Annotated in this window: 21 protein-coding genes and 1 pseudogene; 3 read left to right on the plus strand and 19 right to left on the minus strand. The window is 27.4% G+C overall.

Features of this window, described 5'->3' with window-relative positions; genetic code table 11:
- Window positions 1-56: 56 nt before the first annotated feature.
- The 5 genes and pseudogenes from ALEK_RS17750 to ALEK_RS16125 all read right to left on the minus strand — a co-directional run.
- A pseudogene (locus ALEK_RS17750) lies at window positions 57-668 on the minus strand (HD-GYP domain-containing protein); the annotation flags it as partial.
- A gap of 799 nt (window positions 669-1,467) precedes the next feature.
- Window positions 1,468-2,709, minus strand: a complete 1,242-nt coding sequence (locus ALEK_RS16110) for a hypothetical protein (RefSeq protein ID WP_071628232.1) — start codon at window positions 2,707-2,709, stop codon at window positions 1,468-1,470.
- Window positions 2,696-3,100, minus strand: a complete 405-nt coding sequence (locus tag ALEK_RS16115; RefSeq protein ID WP_164072464.1) for a hypothetical protein — start codon at window positions 3,098-3,100, stop codon at window positions 2,696-2,698. The genes ALEK_RS16110 and ALEK_RS16115 overlap by 14 nt, the downstream gene beginning before the upstream one ends.
- Before the next feature lie 131 nt (window positions 3,101-3,231).
- A complete protein-coding gene (locus tag ALEK_RS16120; RefSeq protein ID WP_071628230.1) occupies window positions 3,232-4,395 on the minus strand; it encodes a P-loop NTPase fold protein in 1,164 nt (387 codons plus the stop codon).
- Between the two features lie 12 nt (window positions 4,396-4,407).
- On the minus strand, window positions 4,408-4,782 hold the full coding sequence (locus tag ALEK_RS16125; RefSeq protein ID WP_071628229.1) for a S24 family peptidase: 375 nt from the start codon (window positions 4,780-4,782) through the stop codon (window positions 4,408-4,410).
- Between the two features lie 220 nt (window positions 4,783-5,002).
- On the opposite strand from ALEK_RS16125, the gene ALEK_RS16130 reads away from it, so the two are divergent.
- The gene (locus ALEK_RS16130) at window positions 5,003-6,538 is read left to right on the plus strand and encodes a sensor domain-containing diguanylate cyclase (protein ID WP_071628228.1); all 1,536 of its coding nucleotides are present in this window, start codon (window positions 5,003-5,005) and stop codon (window positions 6,536-6,538) included.
- Here the strand turns inward: ALEK_RS16130 and ALEK_RS16135 are convergent.
- The 8 genes from ALEK_RS16135 to ALEK_RS16170 form a co-directional block, all read right to left on the minus strand.
- A complete protein-coding gene (locus tag ALEK_RS16135) occupies window positions 6,535-7,140 on the minus strand; it encodes a transglutaminase-like domain-containing protein (protein WP_071628227.1) in 606 nt (201 codons plus the stop codon). The two genes, ALEK_RS16130 and ALEK_RS16135, sit on opposite strands and share 4 nt — an antisense overlap.
- Window positions 7,134-8,147, minus strand: coding sequence for an aminotransferase class I/II-fold pyridoxal phosphate-dependent enzyme (locus ALEK_RS16140; RefSeq protein ID WP_071628226.1), 1,014 nt, complete (start codon window positions 8,145-8,147; stop codon window positions 7,134-7,136). The genes ALEK_RS16135 and ALEK_RS16140 overlap by 7 nt, the downstream gene beginning before the upstream one ends.
- On the minus strand, window positions 8,144-8,890 hold the full coding sequence (locus ALEK_RS16145; protein WP_071628225.1) for an adenosylcobinamide-GDP ribazoletransferase: 747 nt from the start codon (window positions 8,888-8,890) through the stop codon (window positions 8,144-8,146). The genes ALEK_RS16140 and ALEK_RS16145 overlap by 4 nt, the downstream gene beginning before the upstream one ends.
- The gene (locus ALEK_RS16150; protein WP_071628224.1) at window positions 8,887-9,381 is read right to left on the minus strand and encodes a bifunctional adenosylcobinamide kinase/adenosylcobinamide-phosphate guanylyltransferase; all 495 of its coding nucleotides are present in this window, start codon (window positions 9,379-9,381) and stop codon (window positions 8,887-8,889) included. Before ALEK_RS16150 ends, ALEK_RS16145 begins: the two co-directional genes overlap by 4 nt.
- Before the next feature lies 1 nt (window position 9,382).
- Complete coding sequence (locus tag ALEK_RS16155; RefSeq protein ID WP_071628223.1) at window positions 9,383-9,985, minus strand: MarC family protein; 603 nt, start codon at window positions 9,983-9,985, stop codon at window positions 9,383-9,385.
- Between the two features lie 4 nt (window positions 9,986-9,989).
- Complete coding sequence (locus tag ALEK_RS16160) at window positions 9,990-11,054, minus strand: nicotinate-nucleotide--dimethylbenzimidazole phosphoribosyltransferase (RefSeq protein WP_071628222.1); 1,065 nt, start codon at window positions 11,052-11,054, stop codon at window positions 9,990-9,992.
- A gap of 79 nt (window positions 11,055-11,133) precedes the next feature.
- Complete coding sequence (gene dsbD, locus ALEK_RS16165; protein ID WP_071628221.1) at window positions 11,134-12,906, minus strand: protein-disulfide reductase DsbD; 1,773 nt, start codon at window positions 12,904-12,906, stop codon at window positions 11,134-11,136.
- A 19-nt stretch (window positions 12,907-12,925) separates the two neighbouring features.
- The gene (locus ALEK_RS16170; RefSeq protein WP_083574724.1) at window positions 12,926-13,288 is read right to left on the minus strand and encodes a thioredoxin family protein; all 363 of its coding nucleotides are present in this window, start codon (window positions 13,286-13,288) and stop codon (window positions 12,926-12,928) included.
- A gap of 172 nt (window positions 13,289-13,460) precedes the next feature.
- On the opposite strand from ALEK_RS16170, the gene ALEK_RS16175 reads away from it, so the two are divergent.
- Window positions 13,461-13,820 (plus strand): rhodanese-like domain-containing protein, encoded by a 360-nt coding sequence (locus ALEK_RS16175; protein WP_071628220.1) that lies wholly within the window; start codon window positions 13,461-13,463, stop codon window positions 13,818-13,820.
- Window positions 13,821-13,850: 30 nt separating this feature from the next.
- Here the strand turns inward: ALEK_RS16175 and ALEK_RS16180 are convergent, their stop codons facing one another.
- The 3 genes from ALEK_RS16180 to ALEK_RS16190 form a co-directional block, all read right to left on the minus strand.
- A complete protein-coding gene (locus ALEK_RS16180; protein WP_071628219.1) occupies window positions 13,851-14,087 on the minus strand; it encodes a hypothetical protein in 237 nt (78 codons plus the stop codon).
- A gap of 69 nt (window positions 14,088-14,156) precedes the next feature.
- Window positions 14,157-15,626 (minus strand): EAL domain-containing protein, encoded by a 1,470-nt coding sequence (locus ALEK_RS16185; protein WP_083574723.1) that lies wholly within the window; start codon window positions 15,624-15,626, stop codon window positions 14,157-14,159.
- Between the two features lie 69 nt (window positions 15,627-15,695).
- Window positions 15,696-16,505: a phosphatidylserine decarboxylase gene (locus ALEK_RS16190; protein ID WP_071628218.1), complete on the minus strand. Its 810-nt coding sequence runs from the start codon at window positions 16,503-16,505 to the stop codon at window positions 15,696-15,698.
- Between the two features lie 194 nt (window positions 16,506-16,699).
- Here ALEK_RS16190 and ALEK_RS16195 point away from each other — a divergent pair, with 194 nt between their 5' ends.
- The gene (locus ALEK_RS16195; RefSeq protein WP_071628217.1) at window positions 16,700-16,939 is read left to right on the plus strand and encodes a hypothetical protein; all 240 of its coding nucleotides are present in this window, start codon (window positions 16,700-16,702) and stop codon (window positions 16,937-16,939) included.
- A gap of 10 nt (window positions 16,940-16,949) precedes the next feature.
- On the opposite strand, the gene mltA is transcribed toward ALEK_RS16195, so the two are convergent.
- The 3 genes from mltA to dnaK form a co-directional block, all read right to left on the minus strand.
- Window positions 16,950-18,032: a murein transglycosylase A gene (mltA, locus tag ALEK_RS16200; protein ID WP_071628216.1), complete on the minus strand. Its 1,083-nt coding sequence runs from the start codon at window positions 18,030-18,032 to the stop codon at window positions 16,950-16,952.
- A gap of 63 nt (window positions 18,033-18,095) precedes the next feature.
- Window positions 18,096-18,377: a hypothetical protein gene (locus tag ALEK_RS16205; protein ID WP_071628215.1), complete on the minus strand. Its 282-nt coding sequence runs from the start codon at window positions 18,375-18,377 to the stop codon at window positions 18,096-18,098.
- An 11-nt stretch (window positions 18,378-18,388) separates the two neighbouring features.
- A complete protein-coding gene (gene dnaK, locus ALEK_RS16210; RefSeq protein WP_071628214.1) occupies window positions 18,389-20,278 on the minus strand; it encodes a molecular chaperone DnaK in 1,890 nt (629 codons plus the stop codon).
- Window positions 20,279-20,474: the final 196 nt, after the last annotated feature.

A 20,474-nucleotide genomic window follows, 5' to 3' on the forward strand; every position in this document is an offset into this window, starting at 1 on the left:
ACATTATAGTCAAATATTTAATCGATTAAATTAAACTAGTTTTTTACTCAAGTATATTACGTATCTTTAAACTTATCTCTAATTTCTAAGAATAGTGGCAATTTATCAAAGAATATATCTACTAATTTTGGATCAAAATGTTTGCCTCTTTGTTTTCTAAAAAGTTCATATACTCTTTCATCCTCCCAAGCCTCTTTATAACATCTATTACTTCCTAAAGCATCAAATACATCTGCAATTGCTGTAATTCTTCCATAGATATTAATCTCTTCACCTTTAAGTCCTCTAGGATATCCAGAACCATCCCATTTTTCATGGTGTTCATGGGCAAGAATTGCTGCTACTTTTAAAAGAGGTCTACTTGAACCTTTTAACATCTCATATCCAAGTTTTGAGTGAGTTTTCATAATTTCAATTTCATCTTTATCCAACCGACCTGGTTTTTTTAAAATATTATCAGGAATTCCTACTTTTCCAATATCATGCATAGGACTTGCTTGTTTTAGAACTTCTGCATCAGACTCTGATAAACCATACTCTAATGCTAATATTTTTGAATACTCAGCAACTCTTTTTACATGGTTACCTGTTTCTTTACTTCTTGTCTCACCAATAGCTCCCATTTTGAAAACAACTTCTTTTTGAGTATCTTCAATCTCTTTTTCTAAAAAAGACTCTTTTTCAAGTTTTAATTTTTCTAGATCATGATAAGTATCTTCTAGTTTATCTTTTAGAGTATTTACCAAACTCTTTATTTTATCAACCTCATCATTTCCATCGTATTTTAATCTACTTGAAAAATCTGGTTTTCTAAGGGCTAAGTTTTTTAAAGAACTTATAATATCATCAAATCTTCTAGTTAATAATATATGAACAAAAAAGCCATTAAAAATAAGTATTGAAATACCTACAACTGAAAGGTAAAAAGAGTAAAAGAAATATGTATTTGTATTTTTTGATACTTGATTAACTGCAAAAGTTAGTTTATTTATAGAATTTTCTGCATCTTTTTTGAAAGTATTTGAGATTTGTTCTGTTAGAGTTTTTACTTTTGTCATCTTCTCAATATCAAAATATTGATTATCTTTTATTATCATAAGAGTAAAACCATATGTAAAATCATAATACTCTAAAAACATCTTTTTATTTTTAAGAGAATCAACTTCTCCCATCTGATTTAAATTATCAAAGTTTCGAAGAATAGTCTCTTTTTTTTCATTTGCATTTTCTAAAATATCTATTTCATTAGTTAAAGCAGCATCGCTAAATATAATAGTGATATTCTCTAAGAATTTTAAATTATTAGTATAATAAGAAGATACTATCATCAACTCACTTCCAATACTATCTAATTGTTTTGTATTCTCTTTTGTAAAAGCATATCCATATAAAATTACAGATAAAAAAACAATAACATTAATACTAAATATTATAATAAGTTTTTTTACAATTGAAATCTTTTTTATTTTAGAACGCAAAACTTAGTCCTATTGTATAAAGATACACTGCTTCATTATCAGTTCCAGCAAATCTTCCTAGAATTCCTCTTCTTTCATAACCACTACTTGATACAGTTGAGTCTGAGATAGAACCATAATTTGTAGTTGTAATTCTATCAATTTGCGTTTTTATAGCAAGTCCTGGTTTAATATTATATCTTAGACCAAGAGATTGGGTTCTTTGAGAATAGTTTGTTAAATATAACATATCATCCAAACCTCTTTGTAAACTAGCAGATGTTGCATCTGGAGTATTTAAACCTGAAGTATCAAAATGTTCTTTATCATTCTTTGACTTTGCATATGCAATATATGGTGTAAACTTATCCCAGTTATATCCAAGCATTACATAATATGCTGTTGTATCAGGGTTCATAGATTTTGTTTCATATCTAGAAATTTCTGTATTTAAAATGTAATTCTCATAACTATAGTTTAAACCCAAAGTAAAAATAGTAGTATCTTTATCTTCATAACTATATTCATCTACATTATTACCATATGATTTTAATCCATTAGTTACAGTTTTTAAAGCACTTGAATCCTCAAGGCTTGATTTTAGTTTTGTATAAGAAGTATGGATTTCAATATTGTCATCATTTGTAATATTTAATCTTATTGAATTAATATTTTTTAATTCAATATTCTCTTCAATATCAAAAGTTGTATTTATATTTTGTTTTGCTTTTCCATAAGGTACTAGGGTTACAGCATAATTATAATCATCATTGATAAAATCTTTATAAGTTAACTCTACTCCATCATAATGCTCTAATGCAATAATTCTATATACCTCATTTGGAGAATGAGTCATAGTATGAATATAATCTATATGTAAAGAATCTGAATTAAAAAGTAGATTTGATTGCATTCTTCCTACTCTTAAGGCTAAATTCTCATTAAAATCATAATTAACATTTAACCACGTAAATTTTGCTTTATATTCATGATGGTTTCGATATGTAATTGCTTGAGATGTAAATTTGTATTTATCATTATAAATACTTACCTGCCCTCCAAGCTTTGAATAAGGAGAAAAAGAAGTGTCATTATCCACATTATCATAGTTATAATTGTTTGAAGTAAACCCATTTTTATTAAGTTTTGAGGCCATTACATTACCAAAATAATTAAAGCTTGTTTCATAATCACTTGAGCAAGCTAATGTACTTATAAAAATTAGAATATATAAAAAGCTACTCTTTTTCATATAGAACCTTCCCATTTAGTTTTTGAGATGAATAAATAATTGTATTGGGAGAAGATAATAGTTTTTGATTAACCTCGTTTTCATTTAATTTAATAGGAGGTACTCTTTTTCCTAAAAAGATTTGTTTCATCCAATAGGCATGTATTTGAGATGGTGTTTTATTTAGAAAATACTTTGTAAACTCATCATAATACTCTTTTGTATCGTACACTATGACTTTAATTCCATTTATTTTACTTATTTTTTTTAAGTATAGTTTTGAAATTTGAGATTTACTAAGTGAATCTATAGCAATATTTTTTGATGCATAAATCTTAAAAGAAGAAGCAAACAAAAAGCTGCCAGATAACAATAATAATATAAAAAATACTTTAAATATAATATTCATCATGGATAAATTATATCATATTTATATTATTTACTATTATTTTATCTAGTTTACTTAGCTATTAGCCCTTAGGAAGTGATACGAAAAGTGTAGTTGATTTTCCAGAATTAAAGCTTGTTCGGAATATTGATATCTTATTCATCTATTAGTATTCCTGTTTCTATGAAGTTGTGGATTACGTTAATAATATAATTTTCCATATCCCTATCTTCATATTTTGATTTTATGATAAGACAGTCTAAAGATACTTGAAAATAAATACTATTAATTTCATTTTTTGGTAATTGTTCAAAATTTAAATTATTTACTACATCATAATTTTTTTCATAGTTCCAATTTTTATTTATAATTTCTTCAATACATTTATTAATAGATTCATTTTTATTTTTAATATTGTCTAAAACCTCAATACTAGATTTCTCATTCTTTATTAATTTAAATATTTTGTGATTTAATATAAAATTAATATTTTGGAATATAAAATATTTTAAATACTTAGATTCATTTTTTATATCTTTTATATATAGAGTAAATTCTAATAAGTTTTCAAAAATCTGGATATATATTCTGGCATTTACCTCTTGTGAAGCTATTAGATTATTTAAAATCAATTCTTTATATTCTTTCAATTCTAAATATCTTTTATCATATTCAAATATTAAATTGAAAAGTTCGATTATTTCTGGTTTATAATATAAAAATTTAGATACCGTTTTTTCTTTTACATTAGAAAAAACATTTTTCTCTTCACCTTCAAAAACATCGTCATTTAAAATAATTACTACTTTACAATTAAAATTCAAAGTCAATTGAGTGATAAATCCAAAAAGGTCATTTAAATCTATATCTTTTGATTTTCTTTCAAAGTCATCAAAACATAAAATTCCACCATTATTTAATCTTGATAGAGCAGTTCTTTCTATATTATCATTTTGTTCTTCATTTAATCCATTTGCAATTTTTGAAGAGCCAAATCTTTTCATTCTTTTTGTAAAAGTTGAGAATCCTTTTGTTACAAAATTTTCTCCACCAATAGCAGATGAATAAGCTTGAGAGAAAATATCATTTTCTATCTCTTCAATAGAAGTTTTACCATATAGACTTATATAAGAATAAACTTCTCTTTTATCTTTAAGTTCCTGCTTTAACTCATCACTAGCTATTTCTTTCTGCCAAAAATGAGTCTTACCACTTCCCCATTTTCCAGAAAGCATAATAACTTTACCATTTGAAATATCACTTTTTAAATAGCCCTTTTCTCCAACTAAATACTTTTTAATTCTCTCTTGGTTAGTCATATTAAATATCCTCTAAAGATTCGTAAAAGTAAGAAGTACTTTTGCTATTACTCTTACATCTTCTTTTTTATATACCAAGTGCGAATAATCTGGATTGATAGATACAAAATGTTCTTCTTCATTTATATCTCTTGCTTTTTTTATCCACATTCTTTCTTCATAATAAACTAAAAATATTCCATCTTTTATATACTCATTTTGAGATAAATCTGCAACAACTAAAGCTTTATCATTAATCACAGGTTGCATTGATTCCCCATCTACTTTTGTGATGAACAATGATTCTTTTGAGTAGGGATCTTTTAATAAAGAGCTTGAAAAACATATATCTCTTTTTTCTACTTTATTATCTATAATCTCGCTAAATTCAAGGTTTATAGTAGGCATGAAGGTATTCCTTTATAAAATTTTATTTATAAATTAATTTATTAACTATTTTTAATCTATAGGCTGTCATAATGTTTAATATATTTTTGAAAGTATAACTTTTTACATATTAACTAAACGATAAAAAGATAGTATAATCTTTAGTATATGATTATTAATAAGATATTATTACTAATAATAGAGCCATTAAACTATTATTTTAGTAAAAAAGGAGTCTTATATGAAAACAAATAAATATTTATTCATCAAAGTATTCCTACCATTTTTACTTGGTTTCTCAATAATTGGTTTTGTATCAATATTTTCACTTGAAAGACTTAATAGTGAACATCAAAAAATTAGAACTAATCAAATATTAAACAATATTCAAAAAACTTACGAAAATAAAATCAAACAAAATTATCATATTTACAATGAAATTGTTCATCATATACAATCTGATCCAATGATTAATAAATACTATTTACAAAAAGATAGAGAAAAACTATATGAATATACAAGTAAACTATTTACTAGATTAAATAAAGAGTTTCAAGTTACTCATTTTTATTTCCATGATTTAGATAAAAAAAACTTTTTACGTGTACACAACTCTAATCTACACTCCGATTCAATAAATAGAATTACTCTAAATAATGCAGAAAAAACAAAAGACATTTCATGTGGTATTGAGTTTGGAATACTTCATAATCTTACAAGTAGATATGTAGAACCCTATTATATCAAGGATAAAATAGTTGGATATATCGAACTTGGTGAAGATATTGATTATTTAACACCTTATTTAGCGGAAATGTTAGATGCACAAATCTTAATAGCTATTAAAAAAGATCTAATTGATTTAAGAAATATAAACCTAAGTGAAAAAACAAAAGAAAAAATCAAAAACTACCCTGAGACAAAAAAGTATTATATTATCAACTCTAAACAAAAAACATTTGACAAAAATATCACAGAGTTAATTGATGGAAAAGTAACTATCTTAGATGCACAAAAAAGTGTTGGAAATAACTATGAGGTAGGATTAATAAAATTATATGATTTAAAACAAAAAGAAGTGGGTGAACTAATAGTATTGATAAATGCAAAAGGTAATAAAACTACTCTAATGAAATTAAAAACACAATTAAGTTTTCTAATTTTTATTATTGCCTTAATCATTGTTAGTATTTACTATTTATACCTAAAAAACACTACTAGAAAATTAGATAAATCAACAAAAGATATTATTAAACTTACAAATACAGATCAATTAACCACTCTATATAATAGAAGATTTTTCAATAAAAAACTTCCAACAGAAATAAAAAAAGCTATGAGATTAAATAAAGCTGTCTCTTTTTTAATGTTAGATGTAGATTCATTTAAACTATACAATGACAATTATGGTCACCTTAGTGGAGATTTAGCCCTAAAACGAATTGCTAAGGTATTAAGAAAAACCGTAAAAAGATCTTCTGATATTGCCTTTAGAATGGGTGGAGAAGAGTTCTGTGTATTTATTATGGAAGAGAATAATGACAAAATCAGTGGTCCTATTATTGCAAGAAAAATATTAGAAGAAGTATATGATTTGGATATTGAACATATAGAAAATGAAGGTCACAAAAAAATCACAGTTTCAATTGGTATATCTATCAAAAAAGGAAATGAAAAAATGGAGTTAGATACTTTATACAAAGAAGCTGATATTGCTCTTTATGAAGCTAAAACTTCTGGAAAGAATAAACTAGTAATTTATGATGAAAAAAATTAATTAAATTTTAGTTCATTTATTACTAAGCTTTTATTTTTAAAAGGATCAATTATCCCTTGTATTTCATCGTACTTATATCTTAGAGGGAATCCTATTTTAGACCCTGTTGCAGTACTCTCCAGAATATAAAATCTTTTACCATTTACATATAAAGCTTTTTTATTAGCAATTTTATCTTTTAGATTCACTATTACAAAAATATGTTTGGGAACTAATACAAAATATGCTTCGTAACCTTGTGTTTTTAACATAGATATTAATAGATTTGATTTATCATCACAATCCCCATAGTTTTGCTTTACAACTTGTTTTGAAGATCTAGCGATACTTTCATTGATTTTATAAGGAATTGCAGTTGTGAAGTCTAATAAAGCTTGTACTTCGCACTTTTCATTGTTTTTACAATCTTTGATTAAGTAAGTACTTAATCTTTTTGTATATTCATCTACTCTTACTTGATTTACATAAGTACTATCACCTATATCAATAAACTGATTTTTTACTATGAAAAAAGAAGTAATTATCATATAAATCACATATATTATAAATATAAAAGATAATATAAATGAAAAATATTTTAAATACTTATTATCTATTAACATATCTCTTCAAGAGCCTTTTTTAGTATTATATTTGCACTAGATGCTTTTACTGCAATTCTCACATAATTTTCATCAAGAAAGTCAAAGTTTGAACAATCTCTAATCATTATTCTATAAGGTTTTAGTTTTTCTTGCAAGTGCTTTGCTGTTATATTTTTTAGTTTTACAAGTATATAGTTTGCACTACTTTGATAAATAGATTCTATTAACTCACAGTTTTGTAAAATCTTCTCTAACTCTATTCTATTTTTTACATTTATAGCTTTTGAGATTCTTTTGAAAGAGTAATCTTCAAGGGCGCTTTGCAAATAGTTTGAATCAAATTGAGATAGTTTCCACATAGGTTCAAACCTTTTTATACTCTCAATATTTTTTTCATTTGATACAAGAGTCCCTACTCTAATACCAGCACTTGAATAAAACTTTGTCATTGATTTTAAAATATATAATTTATCATACTCTTTTATATATTTTGTAGCTGATTTTCCATCACAAAAATCTAAGAAACTCTCATCAATCAAAATCGTACAATGCCTTTGTATCCAATAATTCATCAAAGTATCAATATCATAATATGTTCCATCAGGAGTTGATGGGTTTACAAATACAACTAATGAGCCCTCTTTTACAGGTAAAAGCATATTCTCAAATCTATTAATAGTTCTAAGCTCATAAGCAAAGTTTACAGCTGCTTTTTTATACTCTAAATACGCAGGAGAATAAATAGTACAGTGAGTTAAATCAAGATGTTTAAACAGAGTAAAAATAGCAGAGCTTCCACCATTAAAAAGCTCCATTTCACTAACATCTATTTTATAGTTATTTGCAATTTTTTCATACAATTTATCATAAATTGGATAAGCAGAAATATCTAAAGAATTAAAATCAATATTTACTTCTGGTTTAATAAAGTTTATATTTGAAGATAAATCAATAATATCTTTTATTTCACAGCCTAATTCTTTTGCAAAACTATCAATTTGCCCACCATGTTCAAATGTTTTCATACTACTAATACCAATGCTATATTTAATAAAATAAGTTCTACATGCTCTAGGGTATATCCTAAACAATCCCCATTTACAAATCCAAACTTTTTATTTAACCTTTTTAAAATTACATAAAAAAGAACTAATGAAGAGACAAATAAAATCATCATATGAGAGCTAATTAAAAAAGCAAAAAGTACATAAAGTAAAGCATATAGTTTTACTTTTGTAACTCCCGCATCTTGAAAAGCAAGTGATAAAAAACTATCTTTATTAAAATTAAAAAAACCTAATAAATATATAAAGTTAATTCGTGAGAACATAAGAACAACTAAAAACAACATATACTGCTTTTCATATAATAAATATGTAATTGCCCCTACTTTTAATAAAGCTAGACCAAAAGCATACATAGCTCCAATTGCTCCAATTGTAGGCTCTTTCATGATCTTATATGCATCTTTACCACCATGGGCTGCAAAAGAAGCATCTACTACATCACATACAGCTTCAAGGTGTAAGAAGCCATATAAAAATAGATACAAAACAGCAGAGATAAAAGAAGCATATAAAGGATTAAAAATTTCAAGTAAAAGAAGATTTATTCCAATTACAATACTTGCTAAAATAATTCCTATTAGAGGAAGAAAAGCTAGGGTATATTTATATGTTTCATTAACTATCTTCATATCTTTTACCCATACAGGGATACTTGTAAAATATGAAAGTGCAAAATAAAAAGCGTGAAGAACTATTTTCATTTTAGTTTTTTCTCCAGTGAGTATTTTACTTCATATACCTCATCACAATTTTGTGCTAAATACTGCCCAATAAGTCCTGATACATCTACAAAATCACGACTGTATCTATCCATTGGAATTACACCATTTCCTATATCATTTAGAATAAAAATCATATTGCAATCAATTTTGAATAACTCTTCTAATTGCTCTTTCATTTTATCTATTCCATCATCCATATTATTTAGAATAAACATAGTCATACAGTCAATAAGATATGTTTTGCCTTTTTTAATATGAGGAAGTAAATTTTTTGTCTCTTCAATGCTCAAAAAATCTTCTTTTCTCTCATCAATATGTCTATTGATTCTATCTTGCATGGCTTCATCATTATAAGAGTTATCATAAGTAGCCACATAATATGGTTTTTTATTTCCTGATAATTCTAAAGCTTTAGCACTAGCTTTTGAAGTCTTACCTGATTTTTGTCCACCAAAATAGAATATTTTCATATTATAATCCTAAAAAGTTTTTCACACCCGTAAACACAATTTGTGCTGAAAGTGCGGCTAAGAATAGACCTGTAATTTTTGAGATTACAAGAAGACCTTGTTTTCCTACTATTTTTTCAATAATACTTGACATATAAAGCATAAGACCAATTACTAATACAGCACAAATAAGTGCAAAACTACCAGCAATTAGTGATGATGTAGTTTCAAAAGAAGCCCCCATTACAAGTAAAATACCAATAGTTCCAGGTCCTATTGTAACAGGAATAGCAAGAGGAACTACAGCTAAATCATATAGCGCTGTATCATCAGATTTTTTAGCTCCATCTTTATTACCTTTTACTAAATCAACAGCAGCTAAGAATAATAAAGCCCCTGCTCCTATTCTAAATGCATCTAAAGTAATACCAAAAATTGAGAAAATATGTTTTCCAAAAAATAGAAGTACTAAACTCATAATAATTACAGATGTAGTAACCTTTATAGCTAATACTTTTCTTTCATGATTAGACGCATCAGATGTAACTGTCAAAAATACAGACAATACAAAAAACGGCGTCATAATAAAAAACATTTTTAAAAATGTTGAAATAAATACTTCCACTAAACTATCCTAAAAAGCTTTCTATTTTTTGAGTTAACTCTTTTTTGTTTATACCATTGATTGCTGCATAACAAAGAGCTGCTCCACAACCAACACCCTCTTTTGCTTCACCTTCATCATAAAGTTTAAGTGCAGGATGATTTGATTCTCTAAAATCAAAATCACTAGCATAAGCATTAACAGGGAATTTTAATTGTGCTAATAAGGCTTTGATATTTGAGTTTTCATCTTCATGTATCCACTTAGTTGTACATAAAGCAATATTTGAAGAATCAATTGATCCTCCCATCATTCCTAAAACAGAGTTTACAATTAATAATACTGCTGCCATTTGTGTACCACCAGCAAGTACTACTTTCATATTTTTTGAAGTTGAACCTAATACAAATCCAGCATTAAAAATAAGCATATTATCTGATACATTAGATAGTTTTGTAAATACATCATCATCTTCGTTGATATTTGCTAAAGCTTTTTTGATTGTTAGGTATTTTATATCTTCAGGACTATTTTTGAAAGAACTTGAGAAATAGTTTTTACACTTATATCCTAAAGCCATTGCAGATGCTTGTGCTGTAGTTGTACCACTTGGAACACTCTCAGCTAAGATTACATAATCATCTTTTAATTCATAATCTTGTGCAAACTGTACACCCATTTGGAATACTTCCATAGCATTAATTGAAGCTTTATCATCTATTCTTCTTGATGGTTCTAAATCAAAACCATAAGTCTTAAAATATTTTAGTTTTGGTTTTACAGTAAGTCCTAAATCCAATATTTCAATATTTGAAAATGGATTTAATTCATGTGTTGCTCTTGTAATAAGTGCAGGTGTTGGAACACCTTTTGGTGTCTGTGCTATATCATCAAGTGATCGAACTTCTTTCGTACATAAAAATTCTGCATCTAATGTAGGAGTTAAATCTAATTTGCCAGGAATACCTGCTTGGGAAATATTTGGGATTTCACAAGTTTTTGTAACACTTGTACTTAAAAGGAATGAGGCCTTTTTACCTCGTAAGAATTCAAGGAAATCTACGCTTCCTAAAATAGTATTAAAGTTCATAAAAAACCTTTGGTAATAATTTTAGGAAGTATAACAAATCTTATATAAAAGCCCTTGATTTTTAGGACTTTTATAAGATTTAGAAGTGTTTATTTATAATGTTTAAGAAGTCTTCTGCATTTTTATATCCAACAATTTGAGATGACTTAATCTCTTTGTTGTTTTTATCCCAAAAGATAAGTGCTGGAGGTCCAACTACACCAAACTTAGCTTGTAGTGCTTTATCATCATCATTATTTTCAGTCACGTCAGCTTTTAGAAGTGTAAAACCTTTGAGTTTTGCCATAACTGTTTCATCTTTAAAAGTGATATTCTCTAACTCTTTACAAGAGATACACCAATCAGCATAGAAGTCTAACATCACTGGTTTATTTGAAGCTTTTATAGCTAAGTCTAACTCTTTTAAATTCTTCACATATGAGAATTTTAATTCATTTTGTGAAACAGCTACACCCTTAGCAGATGTGAATTTTGAGAATGGCTCAAGTGGATTTGTTGCACCACTTAAAGCTCCTAACATTAAAGATACACCATATATGAAAATAACAGTTGTAATTAACTGAGCGATTATATGTTGGTACATTCTTAAATATAATCCAGTTGCAATAAATAGTAATGCCCATAACCACATAACATAAATAGGATCTAATACTCTATCTAACATCCATACAGCAACTGCTAACATTACAATACCAAAGATTTTTGATACAGAATCCATCCAACCACCAGGTTTTGGCATATACTTACCAGCTCCAAGTCCGATTAATAATAAAGGAACTCCCATACCAACAGACATTACAAATAGTGCTAATCCACCTAAAAGTGCATCACCTGTTTGTCCAATATAAACTAGTGCACCAGCAAGTGGAGCTGCAACACAAGGTCCAACAATTAATGCTGATAGGAATCCCATGATAGCCACACCCATAACACCTTGTTTTTCTTTACCATCTGTTGTTCTTGTAATCTTATTTTGAATACTTTGAGGTAATTCTAATTTGTAATATCCAAACATTGAGAAGGCTAAAGCTACAAAAATACCTGCAAATACAGTTAAGACATAAGGATTTTGAAGTGCAACTTGTAAGTTAGCACCAAATAAACCAGCAATAACACCTGCGATTGTATAAGCTAAGGCCATAGCTACAACATAAACTAAAGATAAAAAGAATCCTTTAGCGGGAGTTATCTCTTCTTTATTTCCAGCTTTTACAATAATCGAAGATAAAATCGGAATCATTGGGAAAATACAAGGAGTTAAAGACAGAGCAAGTCCTGCAACAAAAAAGAATCCTAATACAAAAAAGAAACTTCCATTTTTAAGTAAAGCAGCAATTGAATCAGTTTCGTTAACTGGTTCTTCAACTTCTACATTTACTTTAGGAGTTTTATCTTCTTCAATTGCATTTATTACAGCATTTGATTTAAGAGTAGCGCTTCCAGTAGTGTCAAGATTAAAGTTTTGCTTCATAGGAGCATAACAAAGACCTTTTTTTGAACATCCTTGATATTGCACTTGGATTTCATATGTAGGAGAATCTATTTTTGATTGAAGTAATGAAAATGGTATTTCTATACTAATATCATTAAACTGTACAATCCACTCTTCATAAGGAACAGGCGTTGGTAATGTTATCTCTTTTGTAATTTCTTCTTTGATAGGTTTTAAAATGAATACTTTTATTTTTTCATCATATAAATATATATCTTTTCCCAATTTTAGATCAAATAATAATTTATCTTTTTCTTGAGTAAATTTAGGTTTGAAAGCTTCATCTGGTTCTAGGAATGTTTGTTCAATTGCAAAAAGTGATTGAAACAGAACAAACAAAACTAATATAATTTTTTTCATAAGATTCTAGTCCTTGATATTAATTAAATATTGAATTGGCATTTGATTCAAGTTCATCAACTGATTGAATACCAATTTTAGTTTTAACAGCTTTGCCGTCTTGAAAATATACAAGGGAAGGAAGTCTAGTAATTCCAAACTTCTTAGTAATTAATGGTTGATCGTCAATATTAATTTTGTATATAGTAACGTTATCAGGTTTAACAATATCATATTCTTCTAATTTATTATTTAATACCTTACAAGGTGGACACCAAACCGCATAGAAATCAATGATAACATTTTTACCTTTTATCTTTGATTCAAAATTATCCATATTTAGTTCTTCAAAAGCGAACGCTGATGCAACACTAAGTAATAGTATGAATACTATTTTTTTCATTTTAGGCCTTTTTATAATTTATACTCTATTTTTATTTATGCTATTATATTTAATAAATATAAAGAGTTTGTTAATTGAATTTTATTATATTGAAAAGATATACTTATATAAGTTTTTATTATATTTAATTTTATCTTATTTATGATAAAATTCCCACTTTTAAGGAAAATATATGGATAATTTAGTAGATTTACAACCCAAAACTGTAGAAAAAATGATAAATGATAAAGTTGTAATGATTGATGTTAGAAGAAAAGATGAGTGGGAAAGAACAGGTACAATCAAAAATGCCTATAAAATGACCTTCTTTGACGAGTATGGTAATCATGATGTAAAATCTTGGATGAGTGAATTTGAAAAGATAGTTACACAAAAAGATCAAACAATTGTTTTAATTTGTGCTCATGCAAATAGAACAAGAACTATTGGTAATTTTTTAATAGACCAAGGTTACAAGAATACTGCTCACTTATTTGGCGGTATGGCATTGTGGCAACAAGAGTTAAGAGAAACTATTAAGCATATTGCTTAATAGTTATCACATTAAAATATATTTGTTTAATTATGCTTGAGACGCTTTTCTATCTTCACTTGCTTTTTGTAAAATAGCAATTACTTCATCTAAATTTTCATATGGAATATGTGATTTCCATTGTACATCTTGACCATTTAATAAAATACCAATACTTATAATATCCGCAGTATCTTTACCGTATGGTTCAGTTACATTTGATACAGAGATTTTACCTTTTTTTGTACCTGCTAATGGCAGCGACCCTAGTTCTGTTATTGTAGACATTTTAAATCCTTAGTGTTAAAATTTAATTCATATTTTATTTTACAAAAATAAACTTTTGTTTTATTAAAGTTATTCAATATTTGGTGTTGGTTTCCCCAAATAAAAACCTTGAAACTCATCTATACCCAAGTCATTCACAATATTATAAACTTCTTCTGAATGTACAAATTCTGCAATAGTTTTGATATTTAATGCTTTTGAAAAATCAGTAATTGACTTCACAATTTCATATGAGTTTTTATCATTATTTATATCTTTTATAAGTGATCCATCAATTTTAATATAATCTGGTCTTGTTTCCAAGATATGTGCAAAGTTTGAGTAGCCTGTACCAAAATCATCAATTGCAATTTTAATACCAATTTCTCTATATTTTAAAATAAAGTCTTCAAGTACAGTATAATCCGTAATTAAATCACTTTCTAATAACTCAAATATAATTCTTTTTTTATTCTCTTTTGTAATATTTCGTAGAATATCATCTAGTTGTTCAATAAAATGAGAATCTAATACATCTTTAAAACTAAGATTAATAGAGATATCTTTATTTGTTTTATCTAAATCACTTAAAGCTTTTGTAATTACTTGACTTGATAAAAGTAAATATTGTTTTGTTTTAATAGCAACATCTAAAAATTCATAAGGAAGAATATAATCAACTTTACCATCATTAGATTTGTTTTTTAATCTCATTAATGTTTCATATTTGATAATCTCTTTATTACGATTAAAAATTGGTTGATAAAAAGGAATAACATTATCTTCATCAATTGTTTTTTTGATTCTATCTCTCCAAAAAATTGACTTTTTAATAATACCTTTCGCATCTAGATTATTTGTATATGCAAAGAATCTTAAATTACTTTTTTTAGCTTTTTTCAAAGCAATTCCAGCGGTTCTTAAAGGCTCATCTTGAAGCATAGAAATACCTAATGTAATATCAATGAATATTTCCATATCAAGTTTTTCTACATAGATAGTTCTATTTTTAAATAATCGACTTAACTCTTCAGTTCGAGAAACAAACTGAGGAAAATCAATCATTTTAAATTCAACAATAGCAAATTCATTTCCATGTATTCTATATAATGAAGAGTCATTAGTTAGAGCAAATTCTTTTAGAATCCTTGCTGTTTCTTGTAAAACTAAGTTTCCAGAACTAAATCCATATAATTCATTAATATCATTAAAGGAGTCTATATCTACTAATATTAAAGAGATAAACTCTTCATTTTTTATATCTTTTGATAAGGCATTAGAATTTTTTAAATTAGTTAGTTTATCAAGATACAATTTTCTTTTTAATTGTGTTTGTTTTATTTGATTTTTTCTTTGGATATTAAATATTATGAAAATAAGACCAAGTGTGATTAAGAAATACACTACATTTAATAGAAAGATTCTATTATCTAAGCTTTCGAAAAAGAATATACTCTCTGTGTTATTACTATAAGAACTGTAGAAAACAACAAAAAGAATTAATAAAAATATAAAAGCGACTAAAATACTAGTCAACTTATAAATTTTTTCTCGTGTCATAAGAAGTCTCCAATTTTTGACTTACTTAATAATAACACAATTCCTTTTGTTATTTATTAAAAATAAAATTTATTTGAAAGTTGCTATTTTTTGTCCAAATCTAACATCTTCGTTTAATAAACTCTCGATTTCAACGGCATCTTCTTCCCATAACATTACTACAGTTGATCCCATTTTAAAGTAACCTAAACAATCAGCTTTATCAATTTTAATATCTTCATATTCATATACTTTAATTTCTGCTGTATCAATGTTAGTTTCTACTTTTGGTTCAAATTCAAATACCATTTGTCCTACATTTAAAGCACCAACAAATACCATATAGAAAAGTTTACCATTTGTATCAATACACTCTAAGATAACTCTTTCGTTTTGTACGAATAAATCTAACTCTTTATTTAAGTATTTTAAATTAACAGGATATAGTTTTCCTGGAACATGAATAAGTTTTTTCAGTTGAAATTCACAAGGTGAATGATATCTATGGTAATCTTTTGGAGATAAGTAGAAGTTCATAAAACTTCCCTCTTTAACTTTTGAGAAATTATCTGTACAATAGAATGTTAATAACTCTTCTACTGAATATTCCATACCCTTAATTTGTAAAGCTGTATCTTCTTTGATTTGCCCACACTCTGTGATAAAACTATCTGTTGGAGAGATAAATTCATTTTCGGCACTTACAATTTCTCTATTGATTTCAAGTTTTCTTGTAAATAAGTCATTTAAAGACTTGTAATATCTTGCATTTTTAAACTCACTCATATTTAAACCTAAAAACTTTACATAACCTGCGTTAATTACCCTTTGGATAAATGGTGGAAATTGAGTCTTCGCAAATTTACCAAAATATTGAGAAATTATATTTGTAATGTGCATTATCTTCCTTTTTTTAATTAATATGCGAATTCTATCTAGATTTACTTCTTAATCTGCTTTAATAAATGCGTGCATTATTAACATAATCTAAAGAATAAAGTTTATCCTTAAAAAAATATTCACTTCTAAGGAAAAAAAAGTCAAAATTTTGATAAGGTAGCATATTAATTTTAATCATTATAAGGACAATATTTATGTATAAAATCGTTGTAGCAAACCAATGTGGATGTTTTAAAAGGAGTGAATTACAAAATAATTTAACTTTTACATCGAAAGATGACGCTCTTATTAAAGCTCTAGAAATGAAAGATACTATGAATAATGAATTCTGTAAAAAACATGAATTTGAAGTACAAGAGATGTACAATAATTTCGTAATTACTTTCTACACAGAAGCTAGAGATAACTGCTGTGGTAATGGGTGTTGTTCTTAAACAACATCCGTTATATATTAGGAATAAATAAAAACACCCTTCCTTTTTCTTTCATTAATCCAGCCAACTCCCCTGCACTATTACCATAACCAAAAAAGAAATCTAATCTAATTTCACCTTTAATTGCTCCACCTGTATCAGCAGCAATCATAAGTCTATTCATAGGCTTTTTTGTTTTAGGATTAAAGGTTTCAATAAACACGGGCATTCCTAAAGGAATATGTTTTATATCAACTGCTACATTTCTATTAGCTATTAAAGGAACAGATAAACTTCCTGTTGCAGTTTGTTCTCTTTTTTCAAAAAAGATATAACTAGGGTTTAAATTTAAAACTTCATCAGTTTTTTCAGGATTCTCTTTTAAATACTTTTTTATAGTTTGTAAAGATATATTTTTTTTATCCACATGACCATTTTCAACTAAATGTCGTCCAATTGCAAAATATTTTCTTCCATTTTGTGAAGCATATCCAATATTCATAACTTCACCATTTTCTAGTTGAACTCGACCAGAACCTTGAACGTGTAAGAAAAATAGATCTACTTTATTATCCACATAAACAACTGGTACTAAATCGTCTCTATTTTCAATTTGCTCTCTTGTATCATAAGGAATGTATCTTCCATCTACCATTTTGGCTCTATATCTATATTTTTCAAACTCTAGGTAGTTTTTCTTATCTTTTATAATTACTAAATCATTTGGTATTTTATATATTGGGTATTTATATTTATCAGTTTTTATTAGACTTCCAAAAAGTAGAGGCTCAAAGTATCCAGTAATTAATCCCAAATCTCCAGTATTTGATACTAAGACTTTAGGTGTGAAGTTTTGAGTGAAGAACTTTTTCCCATTATTATAAGAATAAACGTTGATACATACATTTTGAAATAGTTTTTTTCTAACAGATTTTTCGCAAGCAATTTTAAAAACTTCTAATGCTTCATCTAAATCATCATCATAAAAACCATTTAAATAATCATAAGGGTCATTTGGGTTAGTTATTTTTTTTACAGCAGGTTCATTTATGGATACAGATGTACATCCAGAAAAAAACAATAAAGAAAGTATAAAAGTTAAAATATATTTCATAAAGAACTTCCTTTTTAAAGTTCAATAATTTTAACATTATAAAGTTAATAGTTAGTTACATTCTTAACCTTGAGAATAAACCTCTTTTAGTCCACACTCTTTACATTTGTATTCAATATCATTAACTCCTGAACAACCACCGTTTTTAAGAACTCTTGCACTTATAGATTCTGATTTGAACATAGTTTTTGTATTTTCATCATAAAAGGTTTTAGTACTAGCACCACAATTTGGGCACTCGCCTTTATTTAGTTTGTCAACACGTGAGTGTTTACTTTTGAAGTATAATAAAACAGAGAATATTACTATTAGAAAAACTAACAGTAGGAAGATTATAGTTTGCATGAAGCAGAGTTTTACTCTACTTCAGCGTCGATAACATCGTCATCGTCTTTTTTAGCTTTTTTATTTGGTTGTTCAGCACCTGCTTGGTCACCACCCTCTTTTTTGTACATAGCTTCTGCTAACTTGTGAGATTTTTCAGTTAAAGATTTAACTTTTTCTTCAATTTGCTCTTTAGTTGCATTTTCGTCTTTTAATAATTCTTCTAATTCAGCAGCAGAATCAACGATAGCTTTAGTTTCTTCTTCAGAAACTGCATCTGGGTTTTCTTCTAATGTTTTCTTAGTTGAATGTAATAAAGCGTCAGCTTGGTTTCTTACTTCAATTACTTCTTTTTTCTTAGCATCTGCTTCTTTGTTAGCTTCAGCTTCGTTTACCATTTTTTCGATTTCTTCATCAGATAATCCAGATGAACCAGAAATAGTAATTTTATTTTCTTTACCAGTACCTTTATCTTTAGCAGATACATTTAAAACACCATTTGCATCAATATCAAATGTTACTTCAATTTGAGGAACACCTCTTGGAGCTGCTGGAATGTCAGATAATTCGAACATACCTAAAGATTTATTATCTTTAGCAAATTCTCTCTCACCTTGACCTACGTGAATAGATACAGCTGGTTGGTTATCTTCAGCAGTTGAGAATACTTGAGATTTCTTAACTGGAATAGTTGTACCTTTTTCAATTAATTTAGTTAAAACTCCACCTAGAGTTTCAATTCCTAATGATAATGGAGTAACGTCTAATAATAATACGTCTTTAACATCACCTTTTAATACACCAGCTTGAACAGCAGCACCTGCAGCAACTACTTCATCAGGGTTAACACCTTTATTTAAGTCTTTACCGAAGAATTCTCTTACAATTTCATTTGCTTTTGGTAATCTAGTAGATCCACCAACCATAATAATTTCTTCAATTTCACCTTTATCTAAACCAGCGTCTTTTAAAGCAACTTTGATATGATCTAAAGTTTCAGTAATTAAATCTTCAGTCATAGCTTCAAATTTTGCTCTAGTTAATGATTTAACTAAGTGAACAGGACCAGCAGAACCCATAGAGATGAATGGTAAGTTGATTTCTGTTGATTCAGCAGAAGATAATTCTTTCTTAGCATTCTCAGCAGCATCTTTTAATCTTTGTAATGCCATTTTGTCATTTTTAACATCAAAACCATTTTCAGTTTGGAATTCAGCAGATAACCAATCAATAATAGCATTATCGAAATCATCTCCACCTAAGAATGCATTACCATCAGTAGATAATACTTCAAAAGTACCGTCACCGATTTCAAGTGCAGTAACATCAAAAGTACCACCACCTAAATCATATACTAATACTTTTTCTTCACCTTTTTTATCTAAACCATATGCTAATGAAGCAGCTGTTGGCTCATTGATAATTCTTAATACATTTAAACCAGCGATTGTACCAGCTTCTTGAGTTGCTTTTCTTTGTGCATCATTGAAGTATGCAGGAACAGTAATAACAGCGTCAGTTACAGGAGCTCCTAAATATTCTTCAGCATCAGTTTTTAATTTTCCTAAGATCTTTGCAGATACTTCTTGAGGAGTATATACTTTGTCACCAACTTCAACAGCTGCTGCTCCGTTTCTATCAACGATTTTATAACCAACTTTAGATTGTGCTTCTTTAGCATTTTCTTCGTCCATCATAAGACCCATAATTCTTTTTACAGAATAGATAGTTTTTTCTGGGTTTGTAATAGCTTGTCTTTTTGCTGGATCACCAACTAATACTTCGTTTTTGTCTGTAAATGCTACGATTGAAGGAGTTGTATTCTTACCTTCTTTATTAGGGATAACTTTCGCTTCTCCACCTTCGTAAACTGCCATACAAGAGTTAGTTGTACCTAAGTCAATTCCAATTACTTTACTCATTTTAATTCCTTATCAAGTTTTGTTTTTTAATTTTAAATATTTTTTTAAATCTATTAGTTTTTTGACATTACGGTCAGTTCAACCAAGTTGCCGAAATAGCATATTTTAGGCTAGTTCAAGGCAGACAAGAAATAGAAAGGAGAAGCTTACTTTTGTAAGTGACTCTTTTATATTTCGTAGTCGAACGTAGAAATAG

This window comes from Poseidonibacter lekithochrous, assembly GCF_013283835.1.
GTDB lineage: Bacteria > Campylobacterota > Campylobacteria > Campylobacterales > Arcobacteraceae > Poseidonibacter > Poseidonibacter lekithochrous.